The organism is Natronincola peptidivorans, assembly GCF_900111615.1.
GTDB lineage: Bacteria > Bacillota > Clostridia > Peptostreptococcales > Natronincolaceae > Natronincola_A > Natronincola_A peptidivorans.
This window is the reverse complement of the sequence record NZ_FOHU01000031.1, coordinates 1-18,088: the sequence shown is the minus strand read 5'-3', so window position 1 is coordinate 18,088 and position 18,088 is coordinate 1. Positions and strand designations below refer to the sequence as shown.

22 protein-coding genes and 1 other annotated feature are annotated in these 18,088 nt (G+C 35.7%); of the genes, 17 read left to right on the top strand and 5 right to left on the bottom strand.

What is annotated here, in order from left to right; translation table 11 throughout:
* Positions 1–942: ABC transporter substrate-binding protein (locus BMX10_RS16880; RefSeq protein WP_090446831.1), on the bottom strand; the 942-nt coding region annotated here is incomplete at its 3' end.
* 185 nt (positions 943–1,127) lie between these two features.
* On the opposite strand from BMX10_RS16880, the gene BMX10_RS16875 reads away from it, so the two are divergent.
* The 4 genes from BMX10_RS16875 to BMX10_RS16860 all read left to right on the top strand — a co-directional run bounded on the left by BMX10_RS16875 (position 1,128) and on the right by BMX10_RS16860 (position 5,330).
* Positions 1,128–1,448, top strand: coding sequence for a hypothetical protein (locus tag BMX10_RS16875; RefSeq protein ID WP_090446829.1), 321 nt, complete (start codon positions 1,128–1,130; stop codon positions 1,446–1,448).
* Between the two features lie 142 nt (positions 1,449–1,590).
* Entirely contained in the window at positions 1,591–2,142 is a 552-nt protein-coding gene (gene pgsA / locus BMX10_RS16870) for a CDP-diacylglycerol--glycerol-3-phosphate 3-phosphatidyltransferase (RefSeq protein ID WP_090446827.1), read from the top strand.
* 39 nt (positions 2,143–2,181) lie between these two features.
* Positions 2,182–2,402: a binding site (T-box leader), on the top strand.
* 53 nt (positions 2,403–2,455) lie between these two features.
* Positions 2,456–2,665, top strand: coding sequence for a hypothetical protein (locus BMX10_RS16865; protein WP_090446825.1), 210 nt, complete (start codon positions 2,456–2,458; stop codon positions 2,663–2,665).
* 13 nt (positions 2,666–2,678) lie between these two features.
* A complete protein-coding gene (locus BMX10_RS16860; protein ID WP_090446823.1) occupies positions 2,679–5,330 on the top strand; it encodes a valine--tRNA ligase in 2,652 nt (883 codons plus the stop codon).
* Positions 5,331–5,409: 79 nt separating this feature from the next.
* Here BMX10_RS16860 and BMX10_RS16855 read toward each other — a convergent pair whose 3' ends face one another.
* On the bottom strand, positions 5,410–6,069 hold the full coding sequence (locus BMX10_RS16855) for a hypothetical protein (RefSeq protein WP_090446821.1): 660 nt from the start codon (positions 6,067–6,069) through the stop codon (positions 5,410–5,412).
* A gap of 244 nt (positions 6,070–6,313) precedes the next feature.
* Between BMX10_RS16855 and BMX10_RS16850 the strand changes: the two genes are divergently transcribed.
* Complete coding sequence (locus BMX10_RS16850; RefSeq protein WP_090446818.1) at positions 6,314–7,630, top strand: bifunctional folylpolyglutamate synthase/dihydrofolate synthase; 1,317 nt, start codon at positions 6,314–6,316, stop codon at positions 7,628–7,630.
* Between the two features lie 85 nt (positions 7,631–7,715).
* Here BMX10_RS16850 and BMX10_RS16845 read toward each other — a convergent pair whose 3' ends face one another.
* On the bottom strand, positions 7,716–8,237 hold the full coding sequence (locus BMX10_RS16845; RefSeq protein ID WP_090446816.1) for a DUF4364 family protein: 522 nt from the start codon (positions 8,235–8,237) through the stop codon (positions 7,716–7,718).
* A 200-nt stretch (positions 8,238–8,437) separates the two neighbouring features.
* On the opposite strand from BMX10_RS16845, the gene BMX10_RS16840 reads away from it, so the two are divergent.
* The 6 genes from BMX10_RS16840 to BMX10_RS16815 all read left to right on the top strand — a co-directional run bounded on the left by BMX10_RS16840 (position 8,438) and on the right by BMX10_RS16815 (position 11,653).
* A complete protein-coding gene (locus BMX10_RS16840; protein ID WP_090446814.1) occupies positions 8,438–8,644 on the top strand; it encodes a DUF1657 domain-containing protein in 207 nt (68 codons plus the stop codon).
* A gap of 14 nt (positions 8,645–8,658) precedes the next feature.
* Positions 8,659–9,519 (top strand): DUF421 domain-containing protein, encoded by an 861-nt coding sequence (locus BMX10_RS16835; protein WP_090446813.1) that lies wholly within the window; start codon positions 8,659–8,661, stop codon positions 9,517–9,519.
* Positions 9,520–9,531: 12 nt separating this feature from the next.
* The gene (gene spoVAC / locus BMX10_RS16830; RefSeq protein WP_090446811.1) at positions 9,532–10,011 is read left to right on the top strand and encodes a stage V sporulation protein AC; all 480 of its coding nucleotides are present in this window, start codon (positions 9,532–9,534) and stop codon (positions 10,009–10,011) included.
* A complete protein-coding gene (gene spoVAD / locus BMX10_RS16825; protein ID WP_090446809.1) occupies positions 10,012–11,013 on the top strand; it encodes a stage V sporulation protein AD in 1,002 nt (333 codons plus the stop codon).
* Between the two features lie 17 nt (positions 11,014–11,030).
* The gene (gene spoVAE / locus BMX10_RS16820) at positions 11,031–11,384 is read left to right on the top strand and encodes a stage V sporulation protein AE (RefSeq protein WP_090446807.1); all 354 of its coding nucleotides are present in this window, start codon (positions 11,031–11,033) and stop codon (positions 11,382–11,384) included.
* 62 nt (positions 11,385–11,446) lie between these two features.
* Complete coding sequence (locus BMX10_RS16815; RefSeq protein WP_090446805.1) at positions 11,447–11,653, top strand: DUF1657 domain-containing protein; 207 nt, start codon at positions 11,447–11,449, stop codon at positions 11,651–11,653.
* 85 nt (positions 11,654–11,738) lie between these two features.
* On the opposite strand, the gene BMX10_RS16810 is transcribed toward BMX10_RS16815, so the two are convergent.
* Complete coding sequence (locus BMX10_RS16810; protein ID WP_090446803.1) at positions 11,739–11,948, bottom strand: alpha/beta-type small acid-soluble spore protein; 210 nt, start codon at positions 11,946–11,948, stop codon at positions 11,739–11,741.
* A 177-nt stretch (positions 11,949–12,125) separates the two neighbouring features.
* Between BMX10_RS16810 and BMX10_RS16805 the strand changes: the two genes are divergently transcribed.
* Positions 12,126–12,821: a 4Fe-4S double cluster binding domain-containing protein gene (locus BMX10_RS16805; protein WP_090446801.1), complete on the top strand. Its 696-nt coding sequence runs from the start codon at positions 12,126–12,128 to the stop codon at positions 12,819–12,821.
* Positions 12,822–12,841: 20 nt separating this feature from the next.
* On the opposite strand, the gene BMX10_RS16800 is transcribed toward BMX10_RS16805, so the two are convergent.
* Positions 12,842–13,030 (bottom strand): hypothetical protein, encoded by a 189-nt coding sequence (locus BMX10_RS16800; RefSeq protein WP_090446799.1) that lies wholly within the window; start codon positions 13,028–13,030, stop codon positions 12,842–12,844.
* Positions 13,031–13,190: 160 nt separating this feature from the next.
* Here BMX10_RS16800 and BMX10_RS16795 point away from each other — a divergent pair, with 160 nt between their 5' ends.
* The 5 genes from BMX10_RS16795 to BMX10_RS16775 all read left to right on the top strand — a co-directional run bounded on the left by BMX10_RS16795 (position 13,191) and on the right by BMX10_RS16775 (position 17,928).
* Complete coding sequence (locus BMX10_RS16795) at positions 13,191–14,276, top strand: polysaccharide deacetylase family protein (protein ID WP_090446797.1); 1,086 nt, start codon at positions 13,191–13,193, stop codon at positions 14,274–14,276.
* Positions 14,277–14,674: 398 nt separating this feature from the next.
* Positions 14,675–15,616 carry a pepsin/retropepsin-like aspartic protease family protein gene (locus tag BMX10_RS16790; RefSeq protein WP_090446795.1) on the top strand — a complete coding sequence of 314 codons (942 nt, stop codon included), beginning with the start codon at positions 14,675–14,677 and terminating at the stop codon, positions 15,614–15,616.
* Between the two features lie 193 nt (positions 15,617–15,809).
* Positions 15,810–16,034, top strand: coding sequence for a glycosyl transferase (locus tag BMX10_RS16785; protein WP_090446793.1), 225 nt, complete (start codon positions 15,810–15,812; stop codon positions 16,032–16,034).
* Positions 16,035–16,191: 157 nt separating this feature from the next.
* Positions 16,192–16,980 carry a hypothetical protein gene (locus BMX10_RS16780; RefSeq protein ID WP_090446791.1) on the top strand — a complete coding sequence of 263 codons (789 nt, stop codon included), beginning with the start codon at positions 16,192–16,194 and terminating at the stop codon, positions 16,978–16,980.
* Between the two features lie 57 nt (positions 16,981–17,037).
* Positions 17,038–17,928: a DUF6612 family protein gene (locus BMX10_RS16775; protein ID WP_090446790.1), complete on the top strand. Its 891-nt coding sequence runs from the start codon at positions 17,038–17,040 to the stop codon at positions 17,926–17,928.
* Positions 17,929–18,088 lie beyond the last annotated feature (160 nt).

The following is an 18,088-nucleotide window of genomic DNA, read 5'->3' as shown; positions in this document are numbered from 1 at the left end:
GCTTAACTCCCCAGCCTCTGTCATAACATCCTGTAATCTGTCCAACCCTTCCTCTGTTAATACTGGATTTGGTGTCCAAGCGTCGATAGAACGGTATCTTTCAACAACGTTGATAAGGATATCTAAATCAGCATCTGGGAAGTGGGGCTGTAGAGATTTAGCAACTGTTTCTGCATCATTTTCTGCAACCCATAACATTCCTTTATAAATGGCATTTGTAAAGCTTTGAATAATTTCAGGATTTTCTTCTAAATAGCTTTCTTTAGCTGAGTAAGCTGTGTAAGGTATATATCCACTTTCTTCACCAACGGAGGCCACTACATAGCCTACACCATCCTTTTCGATCATGGAAGCGGTAGGTTCAAATAATGTAGTATAGTCCGCCTCACCAGCAGCAAAAGCACCTGCCATTACACCAAATTGCACATCTGTTCTTACATTCAAATCCTCCCCTGGCATAAGGTCATTATTTTTCAGAACATACTCTAGGGTCATATTAGGCATACCACCCTTACGACCTCCTAGTATCTCTTTTCCTCTTAGGTCTTCAAAGGTAAAGCTTGGGTTAGGTTCTCTTGCTACGATAAAGGAACCATCTCTTTGGGTTAATTGAGCAAAATTAACTGCATAGTCCTCTTTGCCTTGACTGTATACGTAGACAGAAGCCTCAGGTCCCATAAAACCAATTTCTACCTGGTCGCTGAGAAGAGCCGCCATAACCTTATCGGCACCTTGGCCATCAATCAGTTCAACTTCTAACCCTTCTTCTTCAAAGAATCCCTCTGTAATGGCTACATACTGTGGAGCATAAAATACTGAGTGTGTAACCTCCATTACTGTAATTTTTGTTAGACCTGACTTAGTACCACTACAGCCTGATAAAGACAAGGAAACTATCATAAGTACAACAATGATAACACTTGTAAGTTTTAGATGCTTCATAAAAATCCCTCCAATTTATAATAAAAAACAGCCTCTGTTTCATTATATTCATCCACAAAAAATGTGTGATATACTAAGAAAACTTTGTTGCAGCCATAAGAGAAATACCTCACCCCTATTACAAAATAAGTATAGGATGTAAAGAATACACATAAAATTAAATATAGTATATTGGAGGGGAGAATATGTCTTTAAATATCAAGGTTTGCAGCAGCAAAAACAGATACGGCTATATCAGAGGTGAGATAGATAATTTTTATTGGTATGCTCTAGTTCATCGAGATGAGGTGGATTTTGGTATTAACCCTAACAGCTTAGATGCTGGTAACGGCAGGGTATCAAGACTGTGTGTATATAAAGATATCCCTATGTATAACTATACCAAACGACTAATCTATGCTAATTATAAAAGACAATGGGAGGTATTTAATGGTGGATATGAAGAAATGATTAGAAACCTTGTAGAATACCTTGACAGAAGATACTCTATTAAAGTAGTAAAATAGTGAATATTTACTACAATTAGGAAGTGATAAGGAGAGTTGAAGGTATTTTGATATTCTATATGAGTGTGATATAATAAGCTGAATACAAAAAACTCATAAGACCTAGACGATGATGAGTGACCATGAGGAAAAGAGGTGCTATATGAATTTACCCAATATAATCACAGTGATAAGATTTTTTTTGATTCCAATATTTGTTGCCGTCTTTTTTTCCCCTATGGATAATAATTTTAGATATTCAGCCTATATTTTCATTTTCGCAGGCTTTACAGATGCATTAGATGGTTATATTGCTAGAAAATACAATTTAGTAACCAAATGGGGACAGGTGATGGATCCATTAGCAGATAAACTTATGCAGTTGACAGTCCTGATTTGTTTTACAATAAAAAATATAGTGCCTATATGGGTAATTATCATAGTAGGTATTAAAGAAGTATGCCTTATCGTTGGTGGAGCATTCTTATACACCAAAAAAGAAAAAATTGTAATACCCGCCAATAGATATGGGAAATTAGCCACGATAGTATTCTATATAGCAATTTTATCAGTAGCATTTGGATTTTCCTATGGAAGATATCTAGTGTATTTAGCAATTATTGTAGCTGCTTATGCATTTGTTCACTATTTTAGGATAGGATTAAAGGCAGTAAAGGAATATAATATGGAGAAAACCCTTGACAAATCCTACTAATTGGTTATAATAAACATAATTTCACTTATAATAAAATAGACAAAAGCAGTGAAGAAGAGGAGTAGATACCTATCCCTTTAAGAGAGAAAAACCCATGGCTGCAAGGTTTTTCAGGGCAATAGCTATCGAAGGTAGCTTTGGAGCTTCTGCATTGAAGTAGTAGTAGATGCAGACGGTGGAGAATCGTTAGATTGATGAGAGCCTGTTGATGATTCAACAGGAATTAAGGTGGTACCGCGAATAGACCCTTCGTCCTTATGATTAGGATGAAGGGTTTTTTAAATTTTTTGTGAGAATACTAGGGGTGATGTATATGTTTCAGATGGGTTTGTTGCTGGTACTATTAGGTGCAGTTTTGGTATATGGTACTGGTATCATTAGTAAAATTTTTAAGGTAACTACAACCAAAGGTATTTTGATACTAAAGATTGGTGGTCTTTTGTTAGCCATTATGGGAGCAGTATTATTGTTTTATAACGAGGTTCCTGAAAAACTAGAATTCTTAAGAATTATAAGATTTTAAGGAGGAAAAGAAAATGTTAAACAATTTACCGAAAAACTATGATCCAAAGGATTTTGAAGATCGCATTTATCAGCATTGGATGGAGAAGGATTATTTTAGAGCTGAAGTCAATCCTGAGAAAAAATCATACTCTATTGTTTTACCTCCACCTAATATAACAGGGCAGCTGCATTTAGGTCATGCATTGGATCAGACACTACAGGATGTACTGATACGATTTAAGAGAATGCAGGGCCATGAAGCATTATGGTTGCCAGGTACAGACCATGCAAGTATAGCCACAGAGGTAAAGGTAGTAGAAAAGATTAAAAAGGAAGAGGGTTTATCAAAACAAGAGGTTGGCAGAGATGGATTCTTAGATCGAGCATGGCAATGGCGAGACGAATATGGACGGGTAATTGTAGACCAAATGAAAAAGCTAGGGAACTCCTGTGACTGGTCCAGAGAAAGGTTTACCATGGATGAAGGCTGTAACAATGCCGTTACAGAAGTCTTTATTCAGCTTTATGAAAAAGGATTGATTTATAGAGGGAACAGAATCATCAACTGGTGTCCTGACTGCAAGACTTCCTTATCGGATGCAGAGGTAGAGCATGAAGAGAAAAACGGGTTCTTCTGGCATGTCAATTATCCAATAAAGGATTCAGATGAATTTATAGAGATTGCTACCACTAGACCTGAAACCATGCTGGGGGATACTGCTATAGCGGTACATCCTGAGGATGAAAGGTTTAGTCACTTGATTGGGAAAACTGCTATTCTTCCTTTGATGGATAGAGAAATTCCCATCATAGCAGATGATTATGTAGATCCAGCCTTTGGAACAGGAGCAGTAAAGATTACCCCTGCTCATGATCCAAACGATTTTGAGGTGGGCTTAAGACATAATTTACCCCAGATAAATGTAATGAAGGAAAACGCCAGTATCAATGCCAATGGTGGAAAGTATGAAGGCATGGGTAGATATGAAGCTAGAAAACAAATCGTGAAGGATTTAGAAGAGCTAGGGTTATTGGTACATACCAAGGAAAGAGCCCATAGTGTAGGCCAATGCTACCGTTGTGATACAGTAGTGGAGCCCATTACATCCGACCAATGGTTTGTAAAAATGGAGCCTCTAGCAGGGCCTGCTATTGAGGCAGTAAAAAACAGTAAGATTAAATTCGTTCCTCAAAGATTTGACAAGATTTATCTCCATTGGTTAGAAAACATCAAAGATTGGTGTATTTCAAGACAGCTATGGTGGGGACACCGTATACCAGCCTATTATTGTCAGGACTGCGGTGAATTAGTGGTAACAAGGGAAGCACCATCAAAATGTGGGAAATGCAGCAGCAGTGATTTTAAACAGGATGAGGATGTTTTGGATACATGGTTTAGCTCAGCCCTATGGCCGTTTTCTACCTTAGGATGGCCAGAAAAAACAAAGGAGCTAGAATATTTCTATCCCACCGATGTGCTTGTAACTGGGTACGACATTATTTTCTTCTGGGTTGTGCGCATGGCCTTCTCAGGCATCGAGTTTATGGAGGATATTCCTTTTAAACATGTATTTGTGCATGGTTTAGTAAGGGATGCAGAGGGAAGAAAAATGAGTAAATCCTTAGGGAATGGCGTAGATCCATTAGAGGTGATTGATGAATATGGCGCCGATGCTTTAAGGTATACCTTGATTGCAGGTAATTCCCCGGGAAATGACATTCGCTTTCAAATTGAGAGAATCGAAGCCAGCAGAAACTTTGCAAATAAATTGTGGAATGCCACACGATTTGTTTTAATGAACTTAGATGAAAGAAAGATTACCTTTGATGAGGTGAAAGACAACTTAAATACAGCAGACCATTGGATTATCTCTAGACTAAACGAAGTTAGCAAAGAAATCACTGACAACATGGAGAAATTTGAGCTGGGATTAGCACTGCAAAAGATATATGATTTCACCTGGAATGAGTACTGTGATTGGTATATTGAGCTAACAAAAACAAGATTGTATGGTGAGGATTTAGAAAGAAAAGCAGCAGCGCAGTATACTCTTACCTATGTATTAGAAAATATCTTAAAGCTATTACATCCGTTTATGCCATTTATTACTGAAGAAATCTGGCAAAGCATACCAAACACAGGGGAAAGCGTAATGGTATCTCAATGGCCAAAATATAAAGAAGATGAAAGAAATCATCAAGCAGAAGAAAAAATGAACCTAATCATGGAGGCCATCAAAAATATCCGAAATATAAGGGCAGAGATGAATGTGGCTCCTTCACGAAGAGCAAAGCTGATGGTATTTACTTCCAAAGAAGAGATGCAAACCATTATTGAAGAAGGTAAACAGTACTTTACAGCGCTGGCAGGTATATCTGAAATAGAATTTGCTCAAAATAAAGCATCCATTCCGTCAGATGCAGTTTCAACTGTGGTTCAGGGAGCAGAGTTATTCTTACCTTTAGAAGACTTGATTGATATTGAAAAGGAAATTGAACGACTAGAAAAGGAGAAAGCAAAGCTACAGGGAGAAATCAAAAGAGTGGAAGGAAAACTCTCTAATGAAGGCTTTACAAAAAAAGCTCCTCCTCATTTGATCCAAGAGGAACGACAAAAAGGTGAAAAGTATCAGGAAATGCTGGATATAGTACTAGAAAGACTGGAAACACTGAAAAACAAATAGTATCACCACTGAATAATTAAAGCAAGCCATCATGAAGCTATTGATCTCAATGATGGCTTGTTTTTGTATGAAGAACATTTTATCCCTGTTGGTTCATTACTATACCTGTAAGATGTTTATCCAATGGATTCTCATAGCCCTCCTGCAAGCCCTCCTTTGGCAAATATTTTATGCTTTTAAAGGCTTTGTAAAGCTTAAAAATCATCCCTTGAATAGGCTCAAATAAAAATTTTAAGGGCTCTTGAGTTTCCCTGATGATTTCTATAAAGGTTTCCTCCTGGATGGTCATATAGTAGTCTTCATCAACATCGATAGCAATATTGGTAAGGGAGGTTTTAAAGACATCTATAATAGCAGCTATATCCTTTGCATTCGTTGTATTCATGGTCTTATCTAGAATCTTCAAGGATTTAAAGGCGGTGTTATACTTCTCTATAAGATTTTTGATGTGTATGACGATATCTTCATCCCCTTGCTCAAGGATTTCGACGGCCTCTTCAAATCTTCTATGGTCATGGTAAAAGCTCTTAAACTCTTTTTTCAGCTCCTCCAGCTTTTTATAAAATATATCAGAGGCTAGGGTGTAGTTTGAAGAATAATGCCCAGCTGAATTACTGATTTTTTCAACAGGCTTTACTGAATCCACTGCTTCATTTTTTTCAACCCTTTTCACTCTATTGACATAACTGGTCTGTACTCTTTTATTGGCAACAGATGAAACCCTTGTAGTTTTAGACATGACCTTCGCCTCCTTTAAAATAATTTATTCATAAAATTATGGATTATACAATATATATCGGTAAAAATCTTTTATTATCTTAAATAATACCCCTACAATATCATAACTAACTTAGAAAACAATAAACAAAACAAGCTGTTGACTTAGTCATCCACAGCCACCATTATTGACAATAGACGTTTTTCTGCTATGATGAAATTATGCAGATTTTCGAGAGAGGTATGAAAATGAATGGAGGAGCAGTATGAATTATCAGCAGGCAATCCATTATATTGAGAGTACTTATATTTATGGCAGCAAGCCAGGATTAGATACTATACAGAGTTTATTAAAGCTATTAGGAAATCCTCAAAAAGATTTAAAAATTATCCATGTGGCAGGGACAAATGGAAAGGGTTCAACCTCTTCCTTTATCCATAGTGTTTTAAAAACAGCAGGGTATAAGGTAGGTCTATATACTTCTCCCTACATAGTAGAATTTACAGAATGCATACAAATCAACGGAGAAAAAATCCATGAAGAAAGATTAGCAGCCAATATAGCCACTGTAAAGGAAAAGATAGAATTCATGCTGAAGGAAGGGGAAAATCATCCTACAGCCTTTGAAATTGAGACGGCTATTGCCTTATGGTATTTTGCCCAGGATAATGTGGACTTTGCAATAGTGGAGGTGGGGATGGGGGGAAGACTAGATGCCACCAATGTAGTTGATACACCACTGTTATCAGTTATTACACCTATTGATTATGATCATATGGGGTTTTTAGGGAATACATTAGAGGAGATAGCCTTTGAAAAAGCTGGGATAATAAAAGAAAACAGCTATGTAGTTTCTCATCCTCAACAGGCTGAAGCAATGGAGGTTATAAAAAGTGTTTCAAAAGAAAGAAAAAGCAAGTTAATCATAACCAGCTATGAAAACCTAGATATTCAACACAGTACAATAGAAGAACAGCAGTTTTCTGTAGAGGTTTTGGGCAATATCTATGAGAATATAAGGATATCCTTAGCAGGAACCCACCAAATATATAACTGCTGCATGGCATTAACTGCATTAGAGGCATTAAAAAAATATCATGCTATTGATATTAGTCAAGAAGCCATTTATAAAGGATTATACCATAACAAATGGATTGGAAGATTAGAGGTAATAAATAAAAATCCTTTAACTATTATAGATGGAGCTCATAATCTACAGGGTGCCAAGGCATTACAGAAAAGTGTAGAGGCTCTTTTAAAGGAGTACGGCGTTACCTTTGTGGTGGGGATGTTAAAGGATAAGGATATAAAAGGGGTACTAAAGCATCTTATTCCTCTGATGGATCGGATTATCGTTACAAAGCCTAACAATCCTAGAGCTATGGAGGCAGAGGATTTAGCCAAGGAGCTAGCCGACTTTGGAAAGGATATTTATGTATGCAAAACTGTTAGGGAAGCAGTAAATAAGGCTTATGAGATTACAGAAGCCTCTGATGCAGTTTTAGTTGCAGGCTCACTATATCTATTAGGAGAGGCTAGAAGCGTCATCCTAGGTAATCAATCAGCAAATAAAAAAAATTAAAGGTAAAAATATAGGCTCGTTGTTACAGAGTCCCCCTTAATTCTTTGTTACCATTAGGCAACAAGAAATTAAGGGGATTTTTGTATTATAGAAGATTTAGCATACCATGATAAATACTAACAGCATTTGCCCGCCAGTTATCACACATCTCTTTAGCTCGTTGGGAGCTATCTACATTCATTTTTAAATCAATGATGGGAAGGTCGTTATCTAGTATCGATAACCTTACCATATACATTTCTTCAGAAAGCTTTATATAGTCTGCTTTAATTTCTCTTTTTTCCTCAAAAACATTCTCTTTTTCATGAATTAAACTGTTAATTTCATCTTTTTGAGACTGTGGAATACGATTAATAAAATAGTTTAAGGTGCTGCGGCCTTTTTCTGTAATAGTAATGAATTGAGTATGCTGTTTTTCTTCTTCAAGAATAAACCCAGATTCCTTTAATTCTGATAGAAACTGTTGCAGCATAAAATAATTCATCATATCATTTTCTAAAACAAATTGAGTAATTTGTGAGTTGGTTAAAGGTGGTTGAATCTTATCTAATATATATAATACAAGCAACTTCTTTTCTGCCAATTGCTGTGATGTATTAACAAACATTGTACATACCTCCTATTATATTTCCTAATACTATATTACTGTATTTTATAAAATTTTAAAAGGGACAAATAATAGGGTTTGAAAATTATTCAGTTTGTTTTAAAAAGCACATGGAACAATTTGACATTTTATCAATGCATGAATACAACAGCTTTTGAGGAAAATAATTTTATACATACTATAAAGGGAGGCAATGACTTATGACAGTTGGTTCTCAAGTAAAACAAACCCTGGCTAGCTTAAAGGGAGCCCAAGGAACATTGAGAATGTATGCTCTACAAGCACAGGATGAAAAGGAAAAAAATGCTTATACTGAAGCCTTAGAAACTACCAATGATGTTATAAAGGACTTAGAGAATAGACTAAAGACTTTAGAATTTGAAGAACCTCAATTTAAGGGATATTAAGTGAGGTGGATAATATGAAGGAATGGATGGAAATACTTATTAGATCTTTAGGATTGTTTTTTTTGGCATTTTTCTTTGTAAGAATTATGGGTAAAAAACATCCTGGCAAAATGTCAACCTTTCAGCTTGTTAATTACATCGTCATAGCCATACTGACTGCCCTGATTGCAGCAAAGGTGATTCCAAGCTTTCGCTTAGGACTGGTTGCTCTAGCGGTATGGATTTTTATGCCTATGCTCATGGACTTCTTAGCCATAAAGAGCAAAATATTACATGGTTTAATACATGGCAAAGAGACAGTTGTAATTAAAAAGGGTAAGATTATGGAGGAGAACCTAAAAAAAGCAAAGCTGACAGGTGAAGAGCTGATAAGAGAGCTAAGAGCCAAAAATGCTTTTAGTTTAGCAGATGTTGAATTTGCTGTACTAGAGAATACAGGCGAAGTAAATGTTGTAATGAAAAATGATAAAAAGCCTGTTACAGCCCATGATCTCGGGCAAAAAGTTGCCCCTCAAACAGAGCCACAAACCATTATCCTAGACGGAAATATTCTATATGATGCTCTAAACAATTTTGGACTAAACGAAGGTTGGGTAAAAACCCAGCTTAAGGGCATGGGGGTAGATTTAACCAATGTATTCATTGGACAGGTAGACAGCAGTGGAGATTTATATATAGATTTATTTGATGATATGATTCAGCTGCCACAACCTACTGTAAAGGAAATGCTCTATGCAAGCATCGAAAAAAGCCAAGCAGATTTTATGAAATATGCCCTGGAGACAAAGGATGAAAAAGCTAAAAAGATGTATGCAGACAATGCAAGGAAACTAGAAACACTGATGAAGGAATTAGAAACTTATTTATTACATTAGAGGTGATAAAAAATGTCTAGACAAAAGTATAAAAAGGCCACACCTACACAACAGCAGTATCAAATTTTTGCAAAGGACAGAGAGCCTAAAAGGCCAGTAGTAAGCAACTGTTTGAAAGCATTTTTAGTAGGTGGCATCATATGTACCATAGGACAAGCACTTCAAATGATGTACATAGAGTACTTTAATTTTGATGAGACAAATGCTGGTAATCCTACAGTAGCCACATTGATCATTTTTTCAGTGCTATTAACTGGCTTCGGAGTATATGATCATATAGCTCAGTGGGCTGGTGCTGGGACGGCTGTTCCAATCACAGGTTTTGCCAACACAGTAACATCAGCTTCCATCGAACATCGAAGCGAAGGATATGTATTAGGTGTAGGAGGAAATATGTTTAAAATCGCTGGACCAGTTATTGTATATGGCGTATTTTCTGCATTTGTTGTGGCCCTTATAAAGATTATCATAAAAGAATTAGGTGGGATATAAATGCTTAAAGGACATCAATCCTGGGTCTTTGAATCAAAGCCCGTTATAATAGCTTCAGCCGCTGTAGGGGGTCCTTTTGAAGGAAATGGTGCTCTTTCAGAGGACTTTGATATTTTGCATTCAGATATATGGTTAGGACAGGATAGCTTTGAAAAGGCAGAGAGAAAATTGCTGGAGGAAGCCTGCCAAAAAGCCATTGATAAGGCTGGAATGAAAAAAGAAGATATTCAATTTCTATTAAGTGGTGACTTAATGAACCAAATCACTCCCAGCAGCTTCGCAGCACGAACTTTAGGAATGCCCTATCTAGGAATTTTCGGTGCATGCTCTAGCTCTATGGAGGGATTGGCTCTGGCCAGCTTGATGATAGATAGCAAATTTGCAAAAAATGCTTTAGCGGCTGCCTCTAGTCACAATGCAGCTGCCGAAAAACAATTTCGATATCCAACAGAATATGGTGCACAAAAACCCCCAACAGCTCAATGGACAGTGACGGGAGCAGGAGCAGCAGTAGTAGCTGAAGAAGGAGATGGACCGAAAGTAACTAGAGCAACTATAGGAAGAGTTGTTGATATGGGGATTTCGGATCCCTTTAATATGGGAGCTGCTATGGCACCAGCAGCAGTAGATACCATTGAAGCACATTTTCGTGATTTCAACATTGATCCTAGCTACTATGACATTATTGCTACAGGAGATTTAGGAGCAGTTGGGCATAGAATTGCAGGGGATTTATTAATAGAGCATGGAATGAAAATACCAAAAAAAATATTTACCGATTGCGGATTATTAATTTATACAGAAGAACAGCCAACCTTGGCAGGCGCCAGTGGATGTGCGTGCTCTGCCACTGTAACCTATGGTCATTTTATGAGGCGAATGAAAAAGGGTGAGCTAAAGAAAATTCTAATTGTTGCCACTGGAGCCCTGTTATCTCCTATGTCCTACCAGCAAAAAGAAAGTATACCCTGTATAGCACATGCAGTAGCAATTGAGATGTAAAAAGGAGGTGCAGAATCTTGGAAAAATTTATATGGGCATTCATCGTAGGAGGAGGAATCTGTGTTATTGGACAAATAATGATGGATGTATTTAGATTAACACCTGCCCATACCATGACGACATTGGTTGTATCAGGGGCTGTATTGGGTGGACTTGGGCTGTATGAACCCTTAATCAAGTTTGCAGGAGCAGGAGCCTTTGTACCTATTAGCAGCTTTGGAAACTCACTATTTAAGGGAGCGATGATGGAATATGATAGAAACGGAATCGTGGGAGTATTAACAGGTATATTTGAAGTCACTAGTGCTGGTATATCTTCTGCAATTATTTTTGGTTTCATAGCGGCTCTGATTTTTAAACCTAAAGGCTGATATAAAGAAGTTAACAGAAAATATGAACTCTAATTCATATGTAGATGAGAGGAGGTGAAGAAATGACAGTAGGTACACAAATGCAACAAGCAATTGCAGGTGTTCAAAGTGCAGCGGCTACAATGAAAACTTTTTCCTTAGAAACTCAGGATCAAAATGCTAAGAAGGACTTTGAACAAATAGCCCAGGATCTTGAAAATGCCCTGCAAACACTACAACAGAGACAAAAGTATATTGAGCAGCAAGAACCACAATTTAAGCAACAATGATGTGTTGGTAATTATTTCTTTATATAAGAATAAAAAAGGAGATGCTAAACCTTATTAGCATCTCCTTTTTTATTCTTATATTAAATTACTTGCCACTCATACTTCTTTCAGCTTGCTCGATTAATTTTTTAACCATAGTTCCGCCAACATAACCATTTTGACGAGAAGTTAGATTTCCTTTATCAGTTGTTTCATAGTTTGTTAAACCTAGTTCGTTAGCAATCTCAGTCTTCATTTGATTAAGAGCTTGTCGAGCTTCTGGAACAACGATTCTATTATTATTTCTTGAAGCCATTCTTTTCTCCTCCTCATATGATTTTTTTCAACATCGATATTGATGTTGTAGTAATAATTTAACCATTTCATTAAAGAAATATGTTAGCAGGTTTTAGAAAGCCTATATAATTATGGTAAAATTTTTTAATGTTTTAAAATAGCAACTTTGATATAATGAAGGTGAGGAGGATGTGTTATGAATAAACAGTTGCAATTAAAGGAAAAACTTATGGATTTAGGAGTTGCAGATGTTGGGTATGCTCAGTTGGAGGATTTACTGCCAGCAGAGTTTAAGCACTTAAAGAGTGGCATTTCCTTTGGCATCCGACTATCTGACCAAGTGGTTAGTGATATAGATATAGAAGATGGACCTACACCTACTTATTTTCATCATTATAGAACAGTAAATACCTTCATTGACCAAATAAGCTATCAAATAACCAATCAACTACAGCAATGGGGCCATCTAGCTATGGCAATTCCTGCATCTCAATCCATCAATAACACAGGATGGAACTATAGAGGATTGTTTCAACATCGTACTGCAGCTACCCGAGGAGGTATTGGTTGGATTGGAAAAAGTGGCTGTCTTGTAACAGAAGCCTTTGGTCCAAGGGTACGATTAGGAACAATTTTGACGGATATGGAATTCCAATATGACGAACCTATTATATCCTCTCGGTGTGGAGAATGTAATCTATGTGTAAAAGCTTGTCCAGCAGAAGCGTTGAAGGGTGCTTCTTGGTCTGCAGGGATGGAAAGAGAAAAAATACTTGATCCTCAATTATGCAGTGAGCATATGAAAAAACAATATAAGCATATAGGCAGAGGAGCAGTTTGTGGTATATGTATTAAAACCTGTCCAAAAGGAAATCAAGTCTTAAAAAGATAGGAGGGTGGTATTTCACCACCCTAAGTTAGCTTTCTTTTGATAGGAGTTTTTACATCCTTTCTAGAACCATGATCATGACCACTTTCCAGCTGTGACTTTTGAGACTTGGCTTCACGATGGAAATGACGTTCCTCGTACTTATAGATATCAGCGTCTTGTTCTCTAATATTTCCTTTTATATTGGTCCAATGACTTTTTCTGATGGACATAAAATCACCTCATTCATAGTTTTAACTATTTTATAAAAATCATGTTAACAATGTTTTTCTAAATAAAGAAAAAATTCTCATCATTATATGGCTAAAGCTTTATAGGAATGAAATCTTTTTTTATGATTTGTTAAAAAAATTCAACAAAGGAGGAGACAGCATGAAAAAGAATATTTTTATTATTATAGTACTTATACTTACCTTATTGCTAGCAGCCTGCAGTACAGATAATTCTCTACCAACAGAGACTGAGGCAGAAGAGATAGTAGAGGAAGTGTCAGCTGAAGAAGAAGAAAAAGAGGAAGAAGCTGAGGACTTACCAGAAGAGATAGACTTAGCGGTGATTCAGCCTAATGAGGCAGGAGAAATCATGGTGTTGATGTACCATCATATTACCGAACCAGAGGCAGAATGGTCAAGAACGCCAGATAATTTTAGAAGAGACTTACAAAATCTTTATGATAATGGGTATCGACCTATTAGCTTAGTGGATTATACTACAGGAAATATCACTACAGAGGCTGGCTATACGCCAGTAGTTTTCACCTTTGATGATGGCAATCAAAACAACTTTAATATGATTGAGGATGATAATGGAGAGTGGGTCATTGATCCCGACAGTGCAGTAGGTATTTTGGTAGACTTCCATGAAAAACATCCAGATTTTCCTTTAGAGGCAACCTTTTTTATTAATGGCGGCACCCCCTTTGGACAAGCAGAGTGGGTGGAGTACAAGCTAAATTATATCGTAGACAACGGTATGGATATCGGGAATCATACCTATACCCATATCAACTTTACCAATGCTTCAGCAGATAAAATTCAAGAGGAGCTGGGGCGATTAAATAGCATGGTAAAGCAATATCTGCCAGATTATGAAGTCAACACACTAGCATTACCCTTTGGCTCAAAGCCAAAGAACACTGATTTGTACCGTTATGTTATAGAAGGTGAATACCAAGGAGAAAACTATCATCATATAGCCATATTAGAAGTAGGCTGGGACCCGTATAGATCTCCCTTCCACAAAGACTTTGACGGCACCCGTATCAGAAGGGTCAGGGCCAGTGAAACCAAGGTAGACGGTGTAGGAATGTATGATTGGATGAGGGCTTTAGACAGCGGCAGTAGACTACGTTATATCAGTGATGGTGACCCTAACACAGTTACTGTTCCAGAAAAATATAGAGATAGACTGCCAGAGGAAATCGAAGGGAAAATCATTAGAACCTATACATTAGATTAAAGAAGTGATACTAATTATAAAAATATATAAGTAGATAAATAACTTATAGATTAAAGCCTATATCTTCAATTACTAAGTAAAACAAGATATAGGCTAATTTTTTTTGACTATGAAAAACCCATTGTTGATTTTTATAGGATTTTGCAGTGACTTGGTGCAATTAAACTATACTAAAACTTCAAAGGTTTTTTATGGACTGTGTAGAATGATATAATTACATATAAGATGTAAAATGTGCAGCAATCGGGCGACCACAGGTCGCCCGAATATGTAATATATTACGCATGATCTTTCTAAATCGTCACAGATGAAAAAGGCGTGAGAATACTCCGAGTTAAAATTTAGATAGATTGTAAGGTGAGTAGAATAATATAGTGAATCAGAGGTGATTTTAACTTATGAAAAAATATATAGTAGTTCTAATTATCTTAATTTCTATTGTCCTTGGTGGATGTAATAAAGAGCTAGAGTGGAATGAATTTACTTGGGTTGATTATTCTTTTGGCAATCAACATATTTATAAAGCAGCAATATTCATTCCTTTTAAATTTAATGGAGCAGATGAAAGGTATTATGTTCAACTGGATACAGGAGCCACAACATTCTTAAATGGTAATTCCTTTAAAGATATAAAAGCAAATTATGAAATATTAGCAAAGCAAAACCAACAACCATCAGTAATAGCTATGGATGGAATCTTAGCTAATTATGAATTTCAACACAAATACTTTGGCATAAGGCAAGACTATGGACCAACACTAGAACAATTGGAAAAAGCTGAATATAAAAAGATTGGCAACCTAGGTCTTTCCTTCTTTAAGGAAAGGATTTTAATTATAAATTTTCCTGAAGAAAGATTTGCTATTGTAAAGGGAGAAGAAGATATTCCAGAATATATAAAAGAAAACAGCACTTTTTTAGATATAGATATTAGAAATAACAAGTTATTTTTAGATGTCAAAATAGGAGATAGAAACTTAACTTTAGCTTACGATACAGGAGCTAGTTTTTTTGATGTTGTAACAACAGAAACGGTTTGGACTCATTTGATAGAATCTGAGGAGAATCAAGCAGACAAAATAATTCAAGGACCTTCATTTGACAATATGGCACAGTTAAAAGGTACAAGTGCAGCAAATGACTTACAAATCGGAGGGTTGACTATTGAAAAGCCAACGGTTTATTATGAGGACTCTGGGCTGATGAACCTTAATTTTGAGGAGTATCCCTATGAGATAGATGGAATAATTGGCAATGCATTATTCTATGATGACTATATTTTAACAATAGATTTAATAAATAATAAATTTGGAATTATGGAAGTTGATATAGAAGGATAGGTATATCAGATAGCAGAGGTTTAGCAGGTATGGTGAGAGAAGGATTTAGTGAAAACTCGACATCCCTAAGTGCAAGACCATAATATACCATTGCTACCAAGAAGAAATAGTAATTCTAGAAAAAAGTAGTAAAGTAAGATATATCTGATGATAGAGTGGAAGTAAATATTATTAAATATTAGGAGGAATAGTTATGAAGAAGCAACTGAAATACTTTATGGCAGCAATTGCTATAATAATATTAAGTACCCCTTTAGGGCGAATAACGGTTAGAACAATATACTATAATGCCAATTTAGCTAATGAGTATACATCTATATTAAATGGATTCATACATTCATTTATGTTAATCGGCGCACTAATATTCATTAAGGGATTAGTAAATACAGTAATAAATGATAAAAGGAGCAAGTTGTAAAGTTTTACGATATTGATAATGAAGCCTAAGGTAGTTTCATATCATCTTCTTGATATGTATCAGATGAAAAAGACGCCAGAATGACAACGCCCAAAGTTAAATTTAGATTCTTTCGAAGATAGAATAGAAGCATTTAATAAAAGATGGGGGTATTTTCATGGGAAAAAAGATTATGATATTGATTGCAATATTTATGGTATTGATAGTAATAACAGCTTGTTCAGTTAATGAAGAAGAGCACAATGAGTATGCAGATGAATATATTAATTTTAACTACCCAGCAGATTGGGATTTGCGGGTTAATGAGTCCCAGAATTATAAGCAGATTTTCTTTGAAGAGAATGCTGATTTTCACTTTGTAGTGGAAGTAGAAGAAATCAAAGAGGTGAAAAACAACGATAAACTAAGAGAAAAAATAGAAAAGGAGTTATCGGGAGGATATAAACTTGCAGAGGAAACGATATCAATTGGAATTATTTCTTATAAAGAAACTAGCATAGGAGGAGAATGGGCGAAAGAACTAAGCTTAGAAATCAACTTAGTTAATAATGAAATAGAGCAACTGTATGGACTTTTAGATAGGGGACTTCTTCATTTTAATGAGATAAAAGCATATTTAGAGGAATATACAGGAGTCGAAGATTTCATTAACGAAATAAAATATAATCCTGAAAAACTAGTTGAGCTTAAAGCTATCTTGTCGATACTTGAGGTTGACAGTGAGAAGGAAAAGAGTCATACAATGTTTGCTAATGCTATGATTAATAATATCAATCATTTTATTCGCGAAGATAATAGTTCGATATATAGACAATATAGCATAATATCACACAAAGAAAATGTCAGACTCAACATATTTTTTCAGAGTCATGAAGAAGATATAAAAAGAAAAGGAATTATTAAGCAGATAGTGGAATCCATAACATTTACTAATGATGATAAATAATTTAGTTACACATCATCTTTTAAAGACGATTTAGAAATATTTAAAAGGAGACTGGTTATGAAAAGTTTAATGAAAAAGATACTTTTTGTTGTATTGGGTTGTTGTATATTCATTTTGTTTGCAGGGTGCGCAGCTACAGATGTAACTAATGAGTCGTTGGAATCTACAGAGATTTATAATAAGTCTTTAGAGGCTGTAAAAGTCGCTAATTCTTATGATTTTGAGATAGCACAGAAAGAATTTATACAAATGCCTCTACCTCCAATGTCTCAAGAAGGAGACTATATTTTAGATGAAGAATTATTTTCTATTGAAGAATGGGAAACAGAGACTTTTATCACGGGTAAATTAAGACAACAGCCTTTATCCTTAGAAATGATTACGAAAATCAATGTGCTTGACCAGCAGGATGTAGACTTAGATTCAGACAGCAACAGGATAGAATTAAAAAAATATATACTGGAGGGGAAACAATACTCCTATTTCTCACACTGGGGTGTTTGGGCTGTTCAAGACCTTAGAGAAATCGATATAGATTGGGAGAACCTTGAAAATATAAATAAACAATCAAATCCTATGTATTTTCTAAACCTATTAGAGAATGGTTTAGCTAGAGAAGCTGTATTAGAAACAGACCAGCAGCACTACATACTGTCTCTGGAAAACAATGAAGATGAATTAATAAGAAAAATAATGAAGGATATCTTAGGTGATGATGGCAAGCTTTCTGAAGCCAGTTATAAAATCTGGATTGATAAAGAGGCTTACCTTCCAGAAAAGTCCAATTTCAAATATAAACTTGCCACTGACATTGGTGAGTCCACTAGAATAACAATACATGAATCAGAAATCTATTACAGTAATTTTGGAGCTGTTGATAAAATTGCAATTCCAGATGAGGCAAAAAATGCAGTAAACATGGAGGAGCTATTGGAGGGTAATATCTAGGATTTAAAAATGAGAATATAAAAGTAAGAATATAAAAATGAAAGCAAGCAATAGACAATCATCAAAGGAGCTAAAAGCAGGAAGAGGCTATAGAGTAAAATTAAGGGTTTTTGATGACAAACAAAACGTCAGACCGCGTAATAATGGGTTATTATTCCAT

Coding starts and splice junctions, on each gene's coding strand:
- BMX10_RS16790 (WP_090446795.1), top strand. CDS start 14,675: ATGAAAAAATATATAGTAGTTCTAATTATCTTAATTTCTATTGTCCTT.
- BMX10_RS16865 (WP_090446825.1), top strand. CDS start 2,456: ATGTTTCAGATGGGTTTGTTGCTGGTACTATTAGGTGCAGTTTTGGTA.
- BMX10_RS16795 (WP_090446797.1), top strand. CDS start 13,191: ATGAAAAAGAATATTTTTATTATTATAGTACTTATACTTACCTTATTG.
- BMX10_RS16875 (WP_090446829.1), top strand. CDS start 1,128: ATGTCTTTAAATATCAAGGTTTGCAGCAGCAAAAACAGATACGGCTAT.
- BMX10_RS16815 (WP_090446805.1), top strand. CDS start 11,447: ATGACAGTAGGTACACAAATGCAACAAGCAATTGCAGGTGTTCAAAGT.
- BMX10_RS16780 (WP_090446791.1), top strand. CDS start 16,192: ATGGGAAAAAAGATTATGATATTGATTGCAATATTTATGGTATTGATA.
- BMX10_RS16810 (WP_090446803.1), bottom strand. CDS start 11,948: ATGGCTTCAAGAAATAATAATAGAATCGTTGTTCCAGAAGCTCGACAA.
- BMX10_RS16855 (WP_090446821.1), bottom strand. CDS start 6,069: ATGTCTAAAACTACAAGGGTTTCATCTGTTGCCAATAAAAGAGTACAG.
- BMX10_RS16845 (WP_090446816.1), bottom strand. CDS start 8,237: ATGTTTGTTAATACATCACAGCAATTGGCAGAAAAGAAGTTGCTTGTA.
- BMX10_RS16860 (WP_090446823.1), top strand. CDS start 2,679: ATGTTAAACAATTTACCGAAAAACTATGATCCAAAGGATTTTGAAGAT.
- spoVAC (WP_090446811.1), top strand. CDS start 9,532: ATGTCTAGACAAAAGTATAAAAAGGCCACACCTACACAACAGCAGTAT.
- BMX10_RS16785 (WP_090446793.1), top strand. CDS start 15,810: ATGAAGAAGCAACTGAAATACTTTATGGCAGCAATTGCTATAATAATA.
- BMX10_RS16805 (WP_090446801.1), top strand. CDS start 12,126: ATGAATAAACAGTTGCAATTAAAGGAAAAACTTATGGATTTAGGAGTT.
- BMX10_RS16800 (WP_090446799.1), bottom strand. CDS start 13,030: ATGTCCATCAGAAAAAGTCATTGGACCAATATAAAAGGAAATATTAGA.
- BMX10_RS16775 (WP_090446790.1), top strand. CDS start 17,038: ATGAAAAGTTTAATGAAAAAGATACTTTTTGTTGTATTGGGTTGTTGT.
- BMX10_RS16835 (WP_090446813.1), top strand. CDS start 8,659: ATGAAGGAATGGATGGAAATACTTATTAGATCTTTAGGATTGTTTTTT.
- BMX10_RS16840 (WP_090446814.1), top strand. CDS start 8,438: ATGACAGTTGGTTCTCAAGTAAAACAAACCCTGGCTAGCTTAAAGGGA.
- BMX10_RS16850 (WP_090446818.1), top strand. CDS start 6,314: ATGAATTATCAGCAGGCAATCCATTATATTGAGAGTACTTATATTTAT.
- pgsA (WP_090446827.1), top strand. CDS start 1,591: ATGAATTTACCCAATATAATCACAGTGATAAGATTTTTTTTGATTCCA.
- spoVAD (WP_090446809.1), top strand. CDS start 10,012: ATGCTTAAAGGACATCAATCCTGGGTCTTTGAATCAAAGCCCGTTATA.